The sequence below is a fragment of the Pseudonocardia kunmingensis genome (assembly GCF_006716445.1).
In the GTDB taxonomy this organism is placed as follows: Bacteria; Actinomycetota; Actinomycetes; order Mycobacteriales; family Pseudonocardiaceae; genus Pseudonocardia; species Pseudonocardia kunmingensis.
Genome location: NZ_VFPA01000005.1, coordinates 626334 through 642553 on the forward strand (window position 1 = coordinate 626334; position 16220 = coordinate 642553).

Here is a 16220-nt window from a genome sequence, read left to right on the forward strand (position 1 = left end):
GATCACCCCAGTCCGATCTCGGCGAGCACCCGCGAGACGCGGTCCTGCTCGGACCGCACGAACTCCTCGAACTCCGGCCCGGCCAGCAGCGCGTCGCCCCACCCGCGGTCGGCGAGCGCGGCGCGCCACGACTCGGTGCGCGTCATCTCGACCAGCAGGTCCTCCAGGGCCAGCTCCTGCTCGGTGGAGATGCCGGCCGGGGCGACGACGCCGCGCCAGTTCTCCACCACCACGTCCAGGCCCGCCTCGGGCAGCGTGGGCACGTCGGGCAGCGCGGGCAACCGCTCGCCGCTGGACACCGCGATCGCCCGCACGGTGCCGGCCTCGATCTGGGGCTGGATCTCCGAGAGCCCGAAGATCCCGATGGTCGCGCGACCGGACAGGACGGTGCTGAGCGCCTCGCCCCCACCGGAGTGCGCGACGTAGCTGACCTGCGCCGGGTCGGCGCCCACCGCCTGCGCGAGCAGCCCGGCCATGATCTGCTCCGCGCCGCCCGCCGAACCGCCGGCGATCGAGACGCCTGCGATGTCGGCCTGCATCGCCGCGACCAGGCCGGGCACGTCGGTGAGCGGCGAGTCGGCGGCCACGACCACCACCTGGTGGTCGGTGGTGAGCCGGACCAACGGGGTGGTGTCGTCGAGCGAGTGCGGCGAGCCGTTCGCGGTGACGGCCCCGATCATGATCAGGCCGGTCGTCATCAGCTCGGACGGGTCACCCGTGCGCCGCACGAACTGGCTGAGCCCGATCGTGCCGCCGGCACCGGAGACGTTGTAGACCTCGGTGCGCCCGACGAGCTCGCGCAGCGCGGCCTGCATCTCCCGCGACGTCTGGTCCCAGCCCCCGCCGGGCGAGGCCGGCGCCATGATCCGCAGCTGCTCCTCGCCCAGCACGTCCTGCACGGCGGCGCCCTGCTCGTCGGCGGGCGCGGTGAGCACGACCGCCGCGGTCGCGGCGACCGCGGCCACCAGCGCGACGACCCCGCTGCGCCGGCTGCCGCGCCCCGTGGGCCCGCGCTCCTGCGCCGCTCCGGGTGATTGCACCGTCGGCCCCCCTTCGCCGCGCCGACCACGTTGTCGACAGTTGTATACAGTGATGTCCAGTCGAGGACAAGAGGAAGGACGTTCCATGCACGAGGAGACCGACGTCGTCGTCATCGGCGGCGGCAACGCCGGGTTCAGCGCCGCCCACGCGGCGGCCGAACGCGGACGGCGGGTGCTGCTGCTGGAGAAGGGCGACCCCGGGCTGGCGGGCGGCAACAGCTACTTCACCGCGGGCGCGGTGCGGATCGCGCACGACGGGCTCGCCGACGTGGCCGACCTGCTGGACCCCGACGACCGGCATGCGGTCACCGTACTGCCGCCCTACCCCGCCGAGGCGTTCCTCGCCGACATGGCGAAGGTGACCGAGGGGCGCAACGACCCGGACCTCACCGAGGTGCTGGTCGCCGAGAGCCAGGACACGCTGCGCTGGCTGCACGGGAAGGGGCTGCGCTACCGGCTCATGTACGAGCGCCAGGCCTACCCCGACGCGCAGGGCCGGCAGGTGTTCTGGGGCGGGCTCGCCGTCGGCAGCACGGGCGGGGGCAAGGGGCTGGTCGAGCAGCACACCGCGGCCGCACAGAAGGCGGGCGTCGAGATCCGCTACGGCACGCGGGCGCTCGACCTGCTGCCCGACGGGCCCGGCGTCACCTGGACCGACTCCGCGGGCCGGACGGGCACGGTGCGCGCCGAGTCGGTGGTGCTCGCGGCCGGCGGTTTCGAGGCCGACGCCGACCTGCGCCGCCGTCACCTCGGCGAGGGGTGGGAGCGCGCGAAGGTCCGCGGCACCCCGCTCAACACCGGTGACATGCTCACCGCCGCCCTCGCCGCGGGCGCCGTCCCCCACGGCGACTGGGGAACCTGCCACAGCGTGGCCTGGGACGCCTGGTTCCCCGGCAACGAGGGCGACCGGGAGCTGACCAACCAGCTGACCCGCAGCGGCTACCCGCTCGGGATCGTGGTCAACAAGCGCGGCGAGCGGTTCCTCGACGAGGGCTCGGACTTCCGCAACTACACCTACGCCAAGTACGGCGCCCGCATCCTCGCCCAGCCCGACGGCGTCGCCTTCCAGCTCTTCGACGCCACCACCCGCCCACAGCTGCGCACCGAGGAGTACGACATGCCGGGCGCGTCGGTCGTCACCGGCGCGACGCTCGCGGAGGTGGCCGCCGGGATCGGCGTCGACGCCGGGGCGCTCATCCGCACCGTGGAGGAGTTCAACGCGGGCGTCCGGCGCGACGTCCCGCTCGACCTCGCGGTCAAGGACGGGCGGGCCGCGGACGTCGACCCGCCGAAGTCGAACTGGGCGATCCCGCTCGAGACCGCGCCCTACTACGCGTTCCCGGTCACCTGCGGCATCACCTTCACCTTCGGCGGCCTGCACGCCGACACCTCCGGGCGCGTCCTCGACGCCGACGGCACACCGCTGCCCGGGCTGTTCGTGTGCGGCGAGATGCTGGGCGGGCTGTTCAGCGGCAACTACCCGGGCGGCAGCGGCCTGACCGCGGGCGCGGTGTTCGGGCGGCGGGCGGGCTCACTGGCCTGAACGGCGGTCTTTCCATTGACAAGATGCACTCCGATCGTCCATCTTGTCAGTGCCAAGACCAACCGAGGAGTCCCATGGAACCGCTCGTCACGCTCATCGCCGTCACCACCGTCCTGCTCGCCGCCGGGGCCGCGGGCGTCCGCTCGCTGCGGCCATGGCCCGTCGCCGTCCGGGGCGGGCTCGCGGCGATGTTCACGCTCACCGGCGTCGTGCACTTCGTCGCCATGCGGGAGGAGCTGATCGCGATGGTGCCGCCCGCGCTCCCGGCACCCGGGTTGCTCGTGACGGTCACGGGAGTGCTGGAGCTCGCCGGCGCCGCCGCCCTGCTGTCGCACCGCACGGCGCCCTGGGCGGCAGGCGGGCTCACCGCGCTGCTCGTCGCGATGTTCCCGGCGAACGTGCACGCCGCGCTCGAGGGCACGAGCACCCCGCTGCTGCCGCGCACCGCCATGCAGCTGGTGTTCCTCGCCGCGACGCTCGCCGTCGTCGCGCACCACGTGCGCACCCGGCGCGCCGCCCTCCCCGTTCCGGCCGCGCCGTGAGGCTCAGGCGGCGAGGCTCATGCGGCGAGGCTCATGCGGCGAGGCTCAGGCGGTGGCCCGCGCCGTCGGCGAGTGCGGCGAGCGGCGCCTGCGCGGCTGCGGGGGCTCGGGTGGCGGGGGCACCAGGGCCAGCGGCGCGACGCCGGCGTCGCTGGGATGCTCGTCGGCCTCGGGCGTGCTGAAGAGAGAGGCCTCGAGCCTCTGCAGGAGCACCGCGGCCAGCAGGACCGCGAGAGGGACGGCGAGCGAGATCCACACGTGATCGGCTACCCCGAAGCACCCCAGCAGTACACGGCTCGGGGCGCAGGCCGCCCGGACGGGCTACCCACGGGCGAACCGCTCACCGGCGGTAGCCGGGCGTCCGTCGCAGACTGCGTCGCAGCGGCCCCGGTGCGGCGGATACGGTGCTGCGATGAACGATGGCGAGCGCGGCGTACCGGCGACACCGGACGAGCCGGGTGAGGAGATGACGCTGGCGACCACGCGCGTCGGCTCGGCCGCGGTGGTGACCGTGACCGGCGAGCTCGACCTGCAGACGGCGCGCGAGCTGATGGAGGCGGTCGACGCGACGCTGCAGTGGCCCGACCTCTCCGGCGTGGTCGTCGACCTGTCCGGGGTGAGCTTCCTCGGTTCCTCGGGGCTCGGCACGCTGGCCGAGCTCGCCACCCGCACCGCCGCGCCCACGGGCGGCGCCGGCTACCGCACCGAGGCTCCGCGGCCGCTGCCGCCCCTGCGCCTGGTGGCCCCGCCGGGCAACACCGCGGTGATCCGGCCGTGGGAGACGATGAACCTGCAGCAGATCCTCCCCCTGCACGCGGACCTGACAGCCGCCCTGACCGACCTCTGACGCCCCTCACCCCCGCACCTTGGAGCCGTACTGCTGTTTTCCGGCGGGCAGAACAGCAGTAGGGCTCCAAGGTGCGGTCTTGCCTTCCCCTCACGCGACAGGAGACCCGTGGCCCTCTCCGATCTGTCACTCGACGAGCTCGTCCGGTACCGGCCCTCGGTCCGCGAGCCCGTGGACTTCGACGACTTCTGGAGCAAGACGCTCGCCGAGGCCCGCACGCACGACCTGGACGTCGAGGCGGCGGAGGTGGACACGCCCTACCGCACCACCACCGTGCGGGACGTGAGCTTCCGCGGGTTCGGCGGCGACCGCGTCGGGGCCTGGTTCACCGTGCCCCGCGGCGTGGACGGCCCGCTCCCCGCCGTCGTCGAGTTCATCGGCTACAACGGCGGCCGCGACCTGCCCGGCGAGTCGCTGCGCTGGGCCAGCGCGGGCTACGCGCACCTGCTCGTCGACACCCGAGGCCAGGGCGCGCGCTGGGGCGGCGGTGGCCGCACCGGCGACCCGCACGGCTCCGGCCCGAGCACCCCGGGCTTCATGACGCGCGGCATCGAGCACCCGGACACCTACTTCTACCGCCGCGTGTTCACCGACGCGGTGCGCGCCGTCGAGGCGGTGCGCACGCTGCCCGGCGTCGACCCCGCTCGGGTGGCGGTGCAGGGGATCAGCCAGGGCGGCGGGATCACCCTCGCCGTGGCCGGGCTGGTGCCCGACCTCGTCGCGGTCATGCCGGACGTGCCGTTCCTCTGCCACTTCGCCCGCGCGCTGGACATCTGCGACAAGGACCCGTTCGCCGAGATCACGCGCTACCTCGCGGTGCACCGCCCCCGGGTCGACGACGTGCTGCACACGCTGTCCTACGTCGACGGCGTGAACTTCGCCAAGCGCGCCACCGCCCCGAGCCTGTTCTCGGTGGCGCTGATGGACCTGGTCTGCCCCCCGTCCACCGTGTACGCGGCCTACAACCACTACGGCAGCAACCACTACGCCGGCGAACGCCCGGACGTCCGCAAGGACATCGAGGTCTACCGCTTCAACGACCACGAGGGCGGGGAGTCCTACCAGCGACAGGCCCAGATCCGCTGGCTGAACGGCGTGCTGGGCCGGCCGTGACCGCCGCGATCGGGACGTGCGCCGCACCCGCGCGGGGCACGTCCCGATCGGCGGTGATCAGACCGCGGGAGCGACCGGCGGCGCCGCGGACCGTTGCGCCCTCGCGTGCCGGGCGAGCACGCCCGCCACGACCAGCGCGGCGAGCAGCGGGAGCAGCCCGCACACGGCCATGCCGATGCGGGCGCCGAACGCGTCGGTGATCCACCCGACGGCCGGCCCGCCGAGCGGGGTCCCCCCGACGAAGGCCAGCATGTAGAGGCCCATGACGCGGCCGCGGACCTCCGGGTCCACCCACGACTGCACCGACGAGTTCGCCATGGCCTGGAACGCGAGGTTCACCGCGCCCATCGCCACCAGCGCCGCGAGGAACGTCCCGAGCCCCGGCGCGAGCGCCGCCGCGACCTGCGCGACGCCGAACGCGGCGCCCGCCAGGACGATGGTGCGCAGCCGGGTGTGCGTGCGCGCCCCCGCGAACAGGGCGCCGGCGATCGAGCCGACCGCGAGCACGACGTTGAAGAGGCCGTAGAGCTGGGCCCCGCCGTCGCTGGTCCCGCCGAAGGTCTCCGTCGCCATCGCCGTGAGCACCACCGGGAACTTCAGGCCGAAGGTGCCGACGACCCCCACCAGCACGATCGTCCAGGCCACGTGCGGCCGGTCCGCCACGTAGCGCAGTGCCGAGCGCATCTGCCCCGGGGCCCGCGCCAGCGGCGGGGTCGGCAGCAGCTCGGCGGTGCGGATGATCAGCAGGCCCGCCAGCGGGGCGAGGTAGGACACCGCGTTCGCGGCGAACGCCCACCCCGTGCCGACGGTGCTGATCAGGACGGCGGCCACCGCGGGGCCCACCAGGCGGGTGGTCTGGAAGACCGCGGCGTTGAGCGCGATCGCGTTGCGCACGTAGCGCGCGGACACCACCTCGTTGACGAACACCTGCCGCGTCGGGTTGTCGACGACGAACACCAGGCCCGCGACCAGCGCGAACGCGTAGACGTGCTCGACGCGGACGTGCCCGCCGATCGTCAGGACGGCGAGGGTGGCGGCCAGCAGGCCGTTGACGGTCTGGGTGATCATCAGGACGGTCCGCTTGGGGTAGCGGTCGGCGATCACGCCGCCGTACATCCCGATCAGCAGCATCGGCAGGAACTGGCACGCCATGGTGATCCCCACGGCGACGGGGCTCCCGGAGAGCTCGAGGACCAGCCATTCCAGCGCGATGTTCTGCATCCAGGTGCCGGTGCTGGCCACGGCGTGAGCGCTGAGGTAGATGCGGAAGTTGCGGACGCGCAGGGCACCGAAGGCGGAGGCGCGGCGGCGGGCGGGCGTGGGGTCGACGGTGGAAGTGGTCCCGCTCACGGGTATGTCGGCCGGAGCCGTTGTCACGGAAAACCTTTCGTAGCTTGCGGCACAAATGTCCGGCTCCCAGGATCCCCTCGCCGTGACGTATTGTGAAGAACGATCAGCCGACTAACTGTTATTACGGGACAATATGACGACGTACGACCCGGGCCAGCTCGAGACGTTCCTCGCGGTGGCCCAGACGCGCAGCTTCACCCAGGCCGCGGTGCGCCTGGGCATCCGCCAGCCCACGGTGAGCCAGCACGTGCGCAAGCTGGAGGAGGCCACCGGGCGGGTGCTGGTGCACCGCGACACCCACAGCGTCTCGATGACCCCCGACGGCGAGGCCATGATCGGGTTCGCCCGGTCGATCCTCGCCGCCCACGAGCAGGCGTCGAACTACTTCAGCGGCGTGCGCCCGCACGGCAGGCTGCGGATGGGCATGTCCGACGACCTGGCGCTCACGCGCCTGCCCCAGATCCTGCGCGACTTCCGCCGCGACCACCCGCTCGTCGACCTCGACCTCTCGATCGACCAGAGCGGCTCGCTGCACCGCAGGCTGGAGAACGACCGCCTCGACCTGTTCGTGGGCAAGCGCCCGCGCGGGGAGCCGCGCGGGCAGCTCGTCAAGCGCGACCGGCTCGTCTGGGTGGGCACCGCCGCCACGCGGCTGGACGCGAGCAAGCCGCTCCCCCTCGTCGTCTACCCGGCCCCCAGCCTGAGCCGCACCGCGATGGAGAACGCCCTGCAGCGGGCCAACACCGCCTACCGCAGCGCCTGCATCTGCCGCGGCGTCAACGGGATGATCGGCGCGGTGGCCGCGGGCATCGGCATCTCGGCGCTGGCGAGCAGCCTCGTCCCGGTGCAGCTCACCCCGCTCGGGCCCCAGCACCGCCTCCCCGAGCTGGGCTACATCGACCTCGTCCTGCTGACGAACCCGCGCACCGAGGACCGCCCGGCCACGAAGGCGCTCGCGGCGGCCGTTCTGGCGAGCGGCCCGGCGAGCCTGACGACCACCACCTGACCCGCGTGCGGTGATCGGCGGTTCGGTGGGCTCACCGCGGTCGCCGCGACCGTGAGCGCACCGAACCGCCGATCACGCGGCGGATGAGCACCTCCGCGACCACGAGGTTCACCACCCAGCCCATGACCTGGCCCACGGGGATCAGCGACGCCGCGGTCGCGGCCGCGTCGGCGCGGGCGACGGCACCGGTGGCGAGCATCGTCAGCAGCACCAGCGGCACCAGGATCCGCGCGGTGACGGCGAGGAAGGTCAAGGCGTAGTTGCGCGTCATCCACGCCCGGTGCCCCACGACGTCACCGCGGCGGATCGCGCGGACCGCCAGCCACGCGGTCAGCACCCACCCGACGGCCGGGACGACCAGCCCGACCTGGGTGACGAGCCGGCCCGACAGCAGCGCCACCGGCACGGCGGTCAGCGCCGACGGCAGCACCCCCGCCAGCAGGTAGGCCCGCCCGATCCGGCGGTGCCACCGCCGCTGCGCCCGGATCGCGGGCACGAACTGCAAGGGCCCGAGCACCAGCGCCACGGTCGCGGTGGCGATGTGCGCCACCAGGAGCCCGTAGTGCAGGCCGCCGTCGACCGCGATCCGGCTCGACCCCGCGTCGAGCAACACGTACGGCAGGGCCATCAGCGCGGCCGCCGCCACCGCGACCAGCAGCATCAGCCAGACCCACCGCGGTCGCAGGAGCGCGGGCACCCGCGGCGCCACCTGGAGGTCCATGCCCCGATCCTGCGCGGGACCGACCCAGGTGTCGTCGTCCCGGCGGATGCGCCCCGCGTACTCCCCGTGGCGTAGGCGGTGATCTGCGCCATGCTCGGCTTGAGTTGAACCCGGGTCGAGGTCCGAGGATCGCTCCATGGACCGGTACACGCTGCCCGACCTGCCCTACGACTACAGCGCACTCGCCCCGCACATCGCCGGCGAGATCATGGAGCTGCACCACTCCAAGCACCACCAGACCTACGTCACCGCCGCCAACCAGACCCTCGACAAGCTCGCCGCCGCCCGCGAGTCCGGCGACTTCGGCGCCATCGTCGGCCTGGAGAAGACCCTCGCCTTCAACCTCGGCGGCCACGTCAACCACTCGATCTTCTGGAACAACCTCTCCCCCGACGGCGGCGGGAAGCCCCAGGGCGAGCTCGCCGCCGCCGTCGACGAGCACTTCGGCTCCTTCGACGCCTTCCAGGCCCACTTCACCGCCGTCGCCACCACCATCCAGGGCTCCGGCTGGGCCATCCTCGGCTGGGACACCCTCGGCCAGCAGCTGCTCATCCACCAGCTCTACGACCAGCAGGCCAACCTCCCCGCCGGCCAGATCCCCCTGGTCATGCTCGACATGTGGGAGCACGCCTTCTACCTGCAGTACAAGAACGTGAAGCCGGACTACGTGAAGGCCTGGTGGAACGTCGTGAACTGGGCCGACGCGCAGACGCGCCTCGGCGAGGCCCGCGGGGCCTGAGATGACCGCGACCGGGACGGCGGAGCACGCGGGGCTGCTCGCGAGCGCGTTCCGGGACGCCTTCCGCCACCACCCCGCCGGCGTCGCCGTGGTCACCGCCCGCGACGGCGCCGGCGGGCCGGTGGGGCTCACCGCGTCGTCGGTGGCGTCGGTGTCGCTGGCGCCGCCCGCGCTCGTGGTGTCGGTGTCGCACCGCAGCAGCGCCGCCGCCGGGCTGCTCGCCGCGGGCTCCTTCCTCGTGCACCTGCTGGAGGCCCGCAACGTGGACCTGGCCCGACGCTTCGCCACGCCGGGCGCGGACCGGTTCGGTCCGGGCACCGGGTGGACGCCGCTCACGACGGGTGAACCGTGGTTCCCGGAGGCGCCCACGGCGCTGCGCTGCCGCCCGCTGGCCCGCGCCGCCGTCGGAGACGCGACGGTGGTGACCGCCGAGGTCGTCGGGATCCGCTCGTCGGGGCGCAAGGGCCCACCCCTGCTGCACCACGACCGCGGCTTCCACGTGCTCGGGCCGGTGCTGCCCGACCCGCCGTGACGGTGCCGGTCAGCGTCCGGTGAACCGGGGCGGGCGACGCTCGGAGCGAGCGCGCAGGCCCTCGGTGGCGTCCGCGCTCGACCAGCAGGCCGCGTAGGCGTCGAGCTCGGCGTGGCCGGCGTCGGAGGTGGTGCCCGCACCGTCGAGCACCAGCTTGGAGTAGGAGAGGGTGAGCGGGGCGAGCTCCGCCACCTCCGCGGCCCAGGCGAGCGCGACGTCGCGGCCGCCGAGGCGGTCGACCAGCCCGCGCCGGTGTGCCTCCTCGACGTCGAGCCGCGCGCAGCCCAGCAGCACCGCGCGGGCCGCGCCGCCGCCGGCGAGCTGGGCGAACCGCCGGATCGTCCACGGATCGACCGCGAGCCCGAGCCGCGCGGTCGGCAGCGCGAAGACCGCCTCCGGCGCGGCCACGCGCAGGTCGGCGGCGATCGCGAGCTGGGTGCCCGCGCCGATCGCGGGGCCGTTCACCGCGGCGATCACCGGGACGGGCGCCTCGGCCAGCGCGCGCAGCACCGCGGCGTGGGCGGCGTGGAACTCCGGGGCGGCGACGGCGTCGAGGTCCGCGCCCGCGCAGAAACAGGTGCCGCCGCCGGTGAGCACGAGGGCCCGCGCGCCGCCGTCGAGCGCCGCGCCCACCGCTTCCCGCAGCCGGTCGCACATCGCGGCGTCGAGCGCGTTGCGCTTCTCGCGACGCTCGAGCGTGATCACCGCAACCCGGTCCTGCCAGGCCAGGTCGATCGTCGCGTCGGTCATCGTGGCCTCCTCCCGGCCCGCGACGCTACTGGGAGCGGCGCCGCGGCCCGGAACGGAGGACCATCGGGGGCAGCGCCCGTCGCGCCGCCGTGGGCGGCCGGGCGCGGAGGAGGTGGACGTGCCGCAGGACCGACCGGGACCGGGGCCCTTCGACGACCTGTTCGAACGGCTCATCGGCAACCTCGAGAGCACGCTCGGCGACACGATGGGCGGCGCCGGAGGGCGACCTCCCGCGGCCGGTGGTCGCACGCCCAGGCTCGACCGCTTCGGCCGCGACCTGACCGCGGACGCCGCCCGCGGGGTGCTGGACCCGGTGATCGGCCGCGACGCCGAGGTGGACCAGGTGCTCGAGGTGCTGGCCCGGCGCACGAAGAACAACCCGGTGCTCGTGGGCGACCCGGGCGTGGGCAAGACGGCGATCGCCGAGGGCATCGCGCAGCGGGTGGCCGACGGCGCCGTGCCGGCGGCCCTGCGCGGCGTCCGGGTGGTGGCCCTGGACCTGGCCGGGATGGTGGCGGGCACCCGTTACCGCGGCGACTTCGAGCAGCGGCTCACCGGTGTGATCGACGAGGTCGTCGCCGCGGAGCGCGGCATCGTGCTGTTCGTCGACGAGCTGCACGCCGTGGTCGGCGCCGGGTCCGCCGAGGGCGGCGCGATGGACGCCGCCACGCTGCTCAAGCCCGCGCTCGCCCGCGGTGAGCTGCAGCTGATCGGGGCCACGACGGTGCAGGAGTACCGGCGCCACATCGAGAAGGACGCCGCGCTGGAGCGCCGTTTCGAGCCGGTGCCGATCGCCGAGCCGAGCGTCGAGGCCACGATCGCGATCCTGCGCGGCCTGCGGCCGCGCTACGAGCAGCACCACGACGTGCGGATCACGGACGCGGCGCTCACGGCCGCGGCCGAGCTCTCCGACCGGTACGTGCCCGACCGGTTCCTGCCCGACAAGGCCATCGACCTGCTGGACCGCGCGAGCTCGCGGGCCCGGATCCGCGCGGGCACCCCGGACGAGGGTCCTTCCGGGGAGACCCGCGCCGGACAGGACGAGCTGGAGCAGCTGCGGCGGGCCCGGGAGGTCGCCGTCGACGCCGACGACTTCGAACGCGCCCACCTGCTCACCCGCGAGATCGAGGCGGCCGAGGCCGCGCTGGGAGTCGCCGGGCCGGCCGGACCCGACCTCCGCAAGGGCGGTGCCGGTCCCGGCGGAAGTGTCGAGATCGGACCCGACGACGTGGCCCGCGTGGTCTCCGACAGCACCGGCATCCCGGTCGCGCAGCTCACCGGTGCCGAGCGGCGCAGGCTGCTCGACCTGGAGGCGCTGTTGCACCGCCGCGTGGTCGGGCAGGACGCCGCCGTGGAGACCGTCGCCGACGCCGTGCGGGCCGGGCGGGCCGGGCTCGCGCACCCGGACCGGCCGGTCGGCTCGTTCCTGTTCCTCGGCCCGACCGGGGTGGGCAAGACCGAGCTGGCCCGGGCGCTGGCCGAGGCGCTGTTCGGCAGCGCCGATGCGCTCCTGCGGTTCGACATGAGCGAGTACGCCGACCGGAGCAGCGCGATGCGGCTGGTCGGCGCTCCGCCCGGGCACATCGGCTACGACGACGCGGGCCAGCTCACCGAGGCCGTGCGCCGCACCCGGTACTCGGTGCTCCTGCTCGACGAGATCGAGAAGGCGCACCCGGACGTCATCGGCACCCTGCTGCAGGTCCTCGACGCCGGCCGCCTCACCGACGCCCACGGGCGCGCCGTCGACTTCACCCACACCGTCGTGATCATGACCAGCAATCTCGGCGCGGAACGCGTGCTCGCCGCCGGCGCCGCCGGGCGCCCCGTCGAGGAGGTGCGCGAGGGCGTGCTCGCGGTGACGCGGCTGCACTTCCGCCCGGAGTTCCTCAACCGGATCGACGACATCGTGCTGTTCTCCGCGCTCGACCGCGCCGAGCTCCGGCAGATCACCACGCTCCTGCTCGCCGGCACGGAAGAGCGGCTACGGGCGCAGGGCATCGCGCTGGAGGTCACCCCGGCCGCCGTCGACTGGCTCGCCGAGCGCGGCCACGAGCCCGAGCTGGGCGCCCGGCCATTGCGCCGCACGATCGCCCGCGAGGTGGACCGCGCGCTGTCGCGGCTGATCATCAGCGAGGAACTGGGCACGGGAGGCCGCGTGGTGGTGGACGTGCACGACGGCGGGCTCGTGCTGGCGCCGCAGTAGCGGACGAGGCGGATCACGCCCGCTGGTGGGTCAGGGAGCCAGTACGTCGTCCAGCCAGTCGTAGATCGCACCCGCGGCGCGGCGCAGGACGTCGACCTGGTTGTGCAGAGCACCCCCGAAGCCGGCGTCGAACCCGAGGTGGGTGGCCGGCGCGGTGAGGTGGGCGAGCAGCTGCGCGGGTTCCCCGTCCAGGGTCTGGTCGTGCTCGCCGTCGACCACCAGCACCGGGCACGTGATCTTCTCGGCGACACCGTCGGCGACGGTGAAGTCGGCCCAGCGCGCGTACAGCGCGCGCGTGGTGGGCACACCCATCACCCAGCGGCCGCGCTCGGAGAACCAGCGGATCGTGCCGTCCTCGGCGATGGCGACGCTCGATCAGCTCGTCGAGCTCCGGGTCCTGCGGCGCACGCAGCCGAGCAAGCATCGCGTCGCGCTCGCCGGGCGGCGTACGCAGCACGTAGTCCAGCGGCACCGTCGCCATGTCGTACACCCCGTCGAACGCGAGGACCGCGGCGATCCGGTCGTCGAAGGCCGCCGCGCGCGGGGCCAGCACCCCGCCCATGCTGATCCCGAGCAGCCCGATCCGGTCGGCCCGCACGTCCGGACGGGCGGCGGCGAGGTCGACCACCGGGCCGATTACGTGCTCCCAGTCCGGGCGGAACGGCAGCCCGAGCTCGCGGATCACCTGGCCCTGCCCCGGGCCCTCGAAGGCGAGTACGTGGTAGCCGCGCTCCTGCCCGGCGGCGCCCGACCATGGACCAGATCTCCTCGCCGGTACCGTCGAACCCGTTGAGCGCCACGACCACGGGCCGCGGCTCGTCGGCGCCGCAGGAGAAGAAGTAGCCGGGCAGGGTCACCCTCTCGTAGGGGATCTCCAGGACCTCGACGGGCGGTGGCCAGGCACTCCCCGATCTCAGCGGCGCCGGAGGGCGTTTGCCCCATGACCCGCAGCAGCTCCTACTCGTACTGCGGGTTCCGCGCGAACACCAGGCTCACCGCGCCACCCCCGCCGAGAGGTGGGCGTCCCCCACGACCTCGCGCAACGACCGCGGCGGGCGTCCCGTGACGTCCTGCACGGCGGATGTCGTGCGGTCCTCGACACCGCGGGCGACGTCCGCGTCGAGGCCGGCGAGCATCGCGGAGAAATCGGACGGGTAGCCCGCGGCCACGAGTCGCGCGGTGAGCTCCTCGACCTCGACCGCCCGGTGCCCTACGGGATGGCCGGTGACCTCGGTCAGCACGGCGGCGACCTCGGCGTAGCTCAACGCCTCCGGCCCGGTGAGCACGTACTCCCCGACGTGGGGCTCCCCGCCGGACAGGGCCTGCGCGGCCACCGCCGCGATGTCGCCGGCGTCGACGAACGCCACCCGCCCGCTGCCGGTGGCCGTGACGATCTCACCCTCGGTGCGCGCGGAGTAGGCGTGCGGGTGGTCGCCGAGGAAGTTCTGCATGAACCAGGACGGGCGCAGCACCGTCGGCTCGGGCGCGCTCGCGCACACCATCCGGTGCAGCTCGCCCAGGCCGGGCGCACCCTCGGGCACCGCCGACGAGCTGAGCAGCACCACCCGTCGCACCCCGCGCTCCCGCGCCTCGTCGAGGAACGGGGCCACGATCGGTGCGGGGTCGGCGACGCCGACCGGAGCGACCAGGTAGACGGCGCGCACCCCATCGAGCGCGGCCGCGTGCGTGGCGGGGTCGGTCCACTCGAAATGGACCTGCCCGGCCGCGGGCCGACGGCTCGCGATGCGCACGGCAACATCGCGCCCGCGCAGGGCGGCGGCGACCCGGCTGCCGGTGGTCCCGGTGCCGCCGGTGATGAGGACGGTCATCGGTCACCGCCCGACTCGCCGAACTCGCTGAGCTCGTTCCCGCCGCCGAGTGCCTCGGCGGCCGCGAGCGGGCTCCAGTAGTCGCGGTAGCCGACGATCTCGCCATCGCGCACGGTGATCACCGAGACGTACCGCATGTGGTAGGGGCATCCGCTGCGCACCGCGGTGCCTTCCACCTCGAACTCCACGACCACGACCTCCGGGTCGACGCTCTGGTGCACGGTCTGGCTCGTGATCACCCGCGGTGCGATGTGGTCGGTGTAGCCGCGCATGTACTCCGTCACCGCGGCGCGCCCGTCGATCCGCTGCGGGTACCCCTCGGACGCGAACGGGAACTCCAGGGTCCCGTCGACGGCCCACAGACCGGCGAACCCGGCCATGTCGTGGGCGAGCAGCAGGTCCAGCGCCCGCTCGACCACTTCTAGTGCCCTTGTCATCCGACACTTCCTCTCTACGAATGAACGAGACGGCCCCGTCCCGACGAGACAGTAGCGGGACGGGACCGTTCCGTCCATGCCATACTCGGCGACCATGGGAACGACCCAGAAGCGGACGCCGACCGGTGCAGCCGTCCTCCAGCCCGACGTGACAGCGGCGATCACCGAGGCTGTGCTGGACGAGCTGGCCGAAACCGGATACGGCAAGCTCTCGATGGAAGCCGTCGCCCGCCGGGCGGGGGTCGGCAAGAGCGCCCTGTACCGGCGCTGGCCGTCCAAGCAGGAGATGGTCATGGCCGTCCTGTCGGACTTCAGCCTCGAGCTGGCCACGGTGCCCGACACCGGCTCGTTGCGCGCCGACCTCGACGCCGTCCTGCGCGCCCTGCTGGACTGGCTGACCCACCCGCGCTTCTCCCGGATCCTCCCCGACCTCGCCGCCGAGGGCATGCGCAACGCGGACGTGGCTGAGGCGGTGCGGGCCGCGATCGGAGATCCGCGCCGAGCGATTGGCGCCGGGGTCCTGCGGCGTGCGATCGACCGCGGAGAGCTGCCGGCCGACACCGACTTCGAGATGGCCCTCGACCTGCTCGCCGCGCCGGTGTACTGGCGGCTCTCGGTGCGGCGGGCCCCGCTCGAGCCCGGCTACCTCGACCACCTCGCCGACCTCGTGCTGCGCGCCCTGCAGGGAGGACGCCCATGACCGCGCCACTGCTGCCATCACGCCGAGACCTGGAGTCCTCCTCCACGACCGGCTCGAACGCGCCGCACCACCTGGTTCTGACCCCGCGTGGCGCGACCAGGTTCCGGACGCCCGATCAGCCGGTGCGCGGCAGCACCAGCCGTCGGTGCACCGCGTGCAGGGCCAGCACCAGCAACGCCGGCAGCACCAGGGCCACGCCGGGCAGCGTCACCGCGAGCAGGACCGCGACGCCCGTGACGGCCAGCGCGGCGAGCGCCGCGGCAGGCGCCCGCAGCAGCGCCGTCCAGCCCTCGGCGAGCGCGGCGCGCCACGACGCGCCGTCCGCGAGCCGCGGCACGGCGAGCAGCACCACGGCGAGCAGGCACGCGGTGGCCAGGCCGAACGCGGCCAGCGCCATCCCGCCGCCGGGCACCACGCCGTCGCGCAGCCAGGCCACCTGCTGCACGACGACGAGCGTGGCGAGCAGCCCGACCAGACCGACCGGCACCCCGGGCAGCAACCGGCGACGGAACTCCGCGCCCATCGCCCGCCACGCCGGCAGGTCGTCGTGGTCGGCCCAGTGCCCGACGGCGGTGGACAGGGTGGCCACGACCGCCCCGATCGTCACGACCGGCATGCTCGCCAGCAACGCGACGATGCCGAGCAGGCACAGCTCCCCGACCCGGCGCAGCTGTTCTTTCCAACCCCGAGCCGGCGCGGGCACCGCCGAGGTCACCCCTTGATCCCGCTGGTGTTGATGCCGTCGACGATGAGCCGCTGGAACACCAGGAAGAACAGGAACACCGGCACGAGCGAGAGCACCGACATCGCGAACATCGGGCCCACCGCATTCTGCCCGCTGGAGTCGAGGAACAGCCGCAGACCGATC

At 74.0% G+C, this 16220-nt stretch carries 19 protein-coding genes; 10 read left to right on the forward strand and 9 right to left on the reverse strand.

Annotation, left to right across the window (positions count from 1 at the left end; genetic code table 11):
• Positions 1 to 2 precede the first annotated feature (2 nt).
• Positions 3 to 1040, reverse strand: a complete 1038-nt coding sequence (locus tag FB558_RS36510) for a Bug family tripartite tricarboxylate transporter substrate binding protein (RefSeq protein WP_211367076.1) — start codon at positions 1038 to 1040, stop codon at positions 3 to 5.
• Between the two features lie 85 nt (positions 1041 to 1125).
• Between FB558_RS36510 and tcuA the strand changes: the two genes are divergently transcribed.
• On the forward strand, positions 1126 to 2583 hold the full coding sequence (gene tcuA, locus FB558_RS36515) for an FAD-dependent tricarballylate dehydrogenase TcuA (protein WP_142061756.1): 1458 nt from the start codon (positions 1126 to 1128) through the stop codon (positions 2581 to 2583).
• Between the two features lie 74 nt (positions 2584 to 2657).
• Positions 2658 to 3125 (forward strand): DoxX family protein, encoded by a 468-nt coding sequence (locus FB558_RS36520; RefSeq protein WP_142061759.1) that lies wholly within the window; start codon positions 2658 to 2660, stop codon positions 3123 to 3125.
• Between the two features lie 45 nt (positions 3126 to 3170).
• Here the strand turns inward: FB558_RS36520 and FB558_RS36525 are convergent, their stop codons facing one another.
• Entirely contained in the window at positions 3171 to 3383 is a 213-nt protein-coding gene (locus FB558_RS36525) for a hypothetical protein (RefSeq protein WP_142061762.1), read from the reverse strand.
• Positions 3384 to 3537: 154 nt separating this feature from the next.
• On the opposite strand from FB558_RS36525, the gene FB558_RS36530 reads away from it, so the two are divergent.
• A complete protein-coding gene (locus tag FB558_RS36530; RefSeq protein ID WP_142061765.1) occupies positions 3538 to 3972 on the forward strand; it encodes an STAS domain-containing protein in 435 nt (144 codons plus the stop codon).
• A 108-nt stretch (positions 3973 to 4080) separates the two neighbouring features.
• On the forward strand, positions 4081 to 5085 hold the full coding sequence (locus tag FB558_RS36535) for an acetylxylan esterase (protein WP_142061769.1): 1005 nt from the start codon (positions 4081 to 4083) through the stop codon (positions 5083 to 5085).
• Between the two features lie 57 nt (positions 5086 to 5142).
• Here FB558_RS36535 and FB558_RS36540 read toward each other — a convergent pair whose 3' ends face one another.
• Entirely contained in the window at positions 5143 to 6435 is a 1293-nt protein-coding gene (locus FB558_RS36540; RefSeq protein WP_211367077.1) for an MFS transporter, read from the reverse strand.
• A gap of 133 nt (positions 6436 to 6568) precedes the next feature.
• Here FB558_RS36540 and FB558_RS36545 point away from each other — a divergent pair, with 133 nt between their 5' ends.
• Complete coding sequence (locus FB558_RS36545; RefSeq protein ID WP_142061772.1) at positions 6569 to 7441, forward strand: LysR family transcriptional regulator; 873 nt, start codon at positions 6569 to 6571, stop codon at positions 7439 to 7441.
• A gap of 31 nt (positions 7442 to 7472) precedes the next feature.
• Here FB558_RS36545 and FB558_RS36550 read toward each other — a convergent pair whose 3' ends face one another.
• On the reverse strand, positions 7473 to 8162 hold the full coding sequence (locus tag FB558_RS36550) for a DUF2306 domain-containing protein (protein ID WP_142061776.1): 690 nt from the start codon (positions 8160 to 8162) through the stop codon (positions 7473 to 7475).
• Between the two features lie 136 nt (positions 8163 to 8298).
• On the opposite strand from FB558_RS36550, the gene FB558_RS36555 reads away from it, so the two are divergent.
• Complete coding sequence (locus FB558_RS36555; RefSeq protein WP_142061779.1) at positions 8299 to 8901, forward strand: superoxide dismutase; 603 nt, start codon at positions 8299 to 8301, stop codon at positions 8899 to 8901.
• A 1-nt stretch (position 8902) separates the two neighbouring features.
• Positions 8903 to 9433: a flavin reductase family protein gene (locus FB558_RS36560; protein WP_142061782.1), complete on the forward strand. Its 531-nt coding sequence runs from the start codon at positions 8903 to 8905 to the stop codon at positions 9431 to 9433.
• A 9-nt stretch (positions 9434 to 9442) separates the two neighbouring features.
• On the opposite strand, the gene FB558_RS36565 is transcribed toward FB558_RS36560, so the two are convergent.
• Positions 9443 to 10183 carry an enoyl-CoA hydratase gene (locus FB558_RS36565; RefSeq protein WP_142061785.1) on the reverse strand — a complete coding sequence of 247 codons (741 nt, stop codon included), beginning with the start codon at positions 10181 to 10183 and terminating at the stop codon, positions 9443 to 9445.
• 118 nt (positions 10184 to 10301) lie between these two features.
• Between FB558_RS36565 and FB558_RS36570 the strand changes: the two genes are divergently transcribed.
• On the forward strand, positions 10302 to 12386 hold the full coding sequence (locus FB558_RS36570) for an ATP-dependent Clp protease ATP-binding subunit (RefSeq protein WP_246107016.1): 2085 nt from the start codon (positions 10302 to 10304) through the stop codon (positions 12384 to 12386).
• 30 nt (positions 12387 to 12416) lie between these two features.
• On the opposite strand, the gene FB558_RS36575 is transcribed toward FB558_RS36570, so the two are convergent.
• Positions 12417 to 12692, reverse strand: coding sequence for an alpha/beta fold hydrolase (locus tag FB558_RS36575; protein WP_142061788.1), 276 nt, complete (start codon positions 12690 to 12692; stop codon positions 12417 to 12419).
• Here FB558_RS36575 and FB558_RS36580 point away from each other — a divergent pair.
• Complete coding sequence (locus FB558_RS36580) at positions 12682 to 13179, forward strand: hypothetical protein (protein WP_142061791.1); 498 nt, start codon at positions 12682 to 12684, stop codon at positions 13177 to 13179. The two genes, FB558_RS36575 and FB558_RS36580, sit on opposite strands and share 11 nt — an antisense overlap.
• A gap of 199 nt (positions 13180 to 13378) precedes the next feature.
• Here FB558_RS36580 and FB558_RS36585 read toward each other — a convergent pair whose 3' ends face one another.
• Together FB558_RS36585 and FB558_RS36590 are read right to left on the reverse strand one after the other, a co-directional pair.
• Complete coding sequence (locus tag FB558_RS36585; RefSeq protein ID WP_142061794.1) at positions 13379 to 14215, reverse strand: NAD(P)H-binding protein; 837 nt, start codon at positions 14213 to 14215, stop codon at positions 13379 to 13381.
• On the reverse strand, positions 14212 to 14652 hold the full coding sequence (locus FB558_RS36590) for a nuclear transport factor 2 family protein (protein ID WP_142061797.1): 441 nt from the start codon (positions 14650 to 14652) through the stop codon (positions 14212 to 14214). The genes FB558_RS36585 and FB558_RS36590 overlap by 4 nt, the downstream gene beginning before the upstream one ends.
• Before the next feature lie 94 nt (positions 14653 to 14746).
• Between FB558_RS36590 and FB558_RS36595 the strand changes: the two genes are divergently transcribed.
• The gene (locus FB558_RS36595; protein ID WP_142061801.1) at positions 14747 to 15352 is read left to right on the forward strand and encodes a TetR/AcrR family transcriptional regulator; all 606 of its coding nucleotides are present in this window, start codon (positions 14747 to 14749) and stop codon (positions 15350 to 15352) included.
• Positions 15353 to 15467: 115 nt separating this feature from the next.
• On the opposite strand, the gene FB558_RS36600 is transcribed toward FB558_RS36595, so the two are convergent.
• Positions 15468 to 16067 (reverse strand): hypothetical protein, encoded by a 600-nt coding sequence (locus FB558_RS36600; RefSeq protein WP_142061804.1) that lies wholly within the window; start codon positions 16065 to 16067, stop codon positions 15468 to 15470.
• Positions 16068 to 16220 lie beyond the last annotated feature (153 nt).

Bases quoted from the DNA above. Each gene is read 5' to 3' on its own strand.
- FB558_RS36520 (WP_142061759.1), top strand. From the start codon at position 2,658: ATGGAACCGCTCGTCACGCTCATCGCCGTCACCACCGTCCTGCTCGCC.
- FB558_RS36550 (WP_142061776.1), bottom strand. From the start codon at position 8,162: ATGGACCTCCAGGTGGCGCCGCGGGTGCCCGCGCTCCTGCGACCGCGG.
- FB558_RS36560 (WP_142061782.1), top strand. From the start codon at position 8,903: ATGACCGCGACCGGGACGGCGGAGCACGCGGGGCTGCTCGCGAGCGCG.
- FB558_RS36590 (WP_142061797.1), bottom strand. From the start codon at position 14,652: ATGACAAGGGCACTAGAAGTGGTCGAGCGGGCGCTGGACCTGCTGCTC.
- FB558_RS36595 (WP_142061801.1), top strand. From the start codon at position 14,747: ATGGGAACGACCCAGAAGCGGACGCCGACCGGTGCAGCCGTCCTCCAG.
- FB558_RS36530 (WP_142061765.1), top strand. From the start codon at position 3,538: ATGAACGATGGCGAGCGCGGCGTACCGGCGACACCGGACGAGCCGGGT.
- FB558_RS36585 (WP_142061794.1), bottom strand. From the start codon at position 14,215: ATGACCGTCCTCATCACCGGCGGCACCGGGACCACCGGCAGCCGGGTC.
- FB558_RS36545 (WP_142061772.1), top strand. From the start codon at position 6,569: ATGACGACGTACGACCCGGGCCAGCTCGAGACGTTCCTCGCGGTGGCC.
- FB558_RS36565 (WP_142061785.1), bottom strand. From the start codon at position 10,183: ATGACCGACGCGACGATCGACCTGGCCTGGCAGGACCGGGTTGCGGTG.
- FB558_RS36555 (WP_142061779.1), top strand. From the start codon at position 8,299: ATGGACCGGTACACGCTGCCCGACCTGCCCTACGACTACAGCGCACTC.
- tcuA (WP_142061756.1), top strand. From the start codon at position 1,126: ATGCACGAGGAGACCGACGTCGTCGTCATCGGCGGCGGCAACGCCGGG.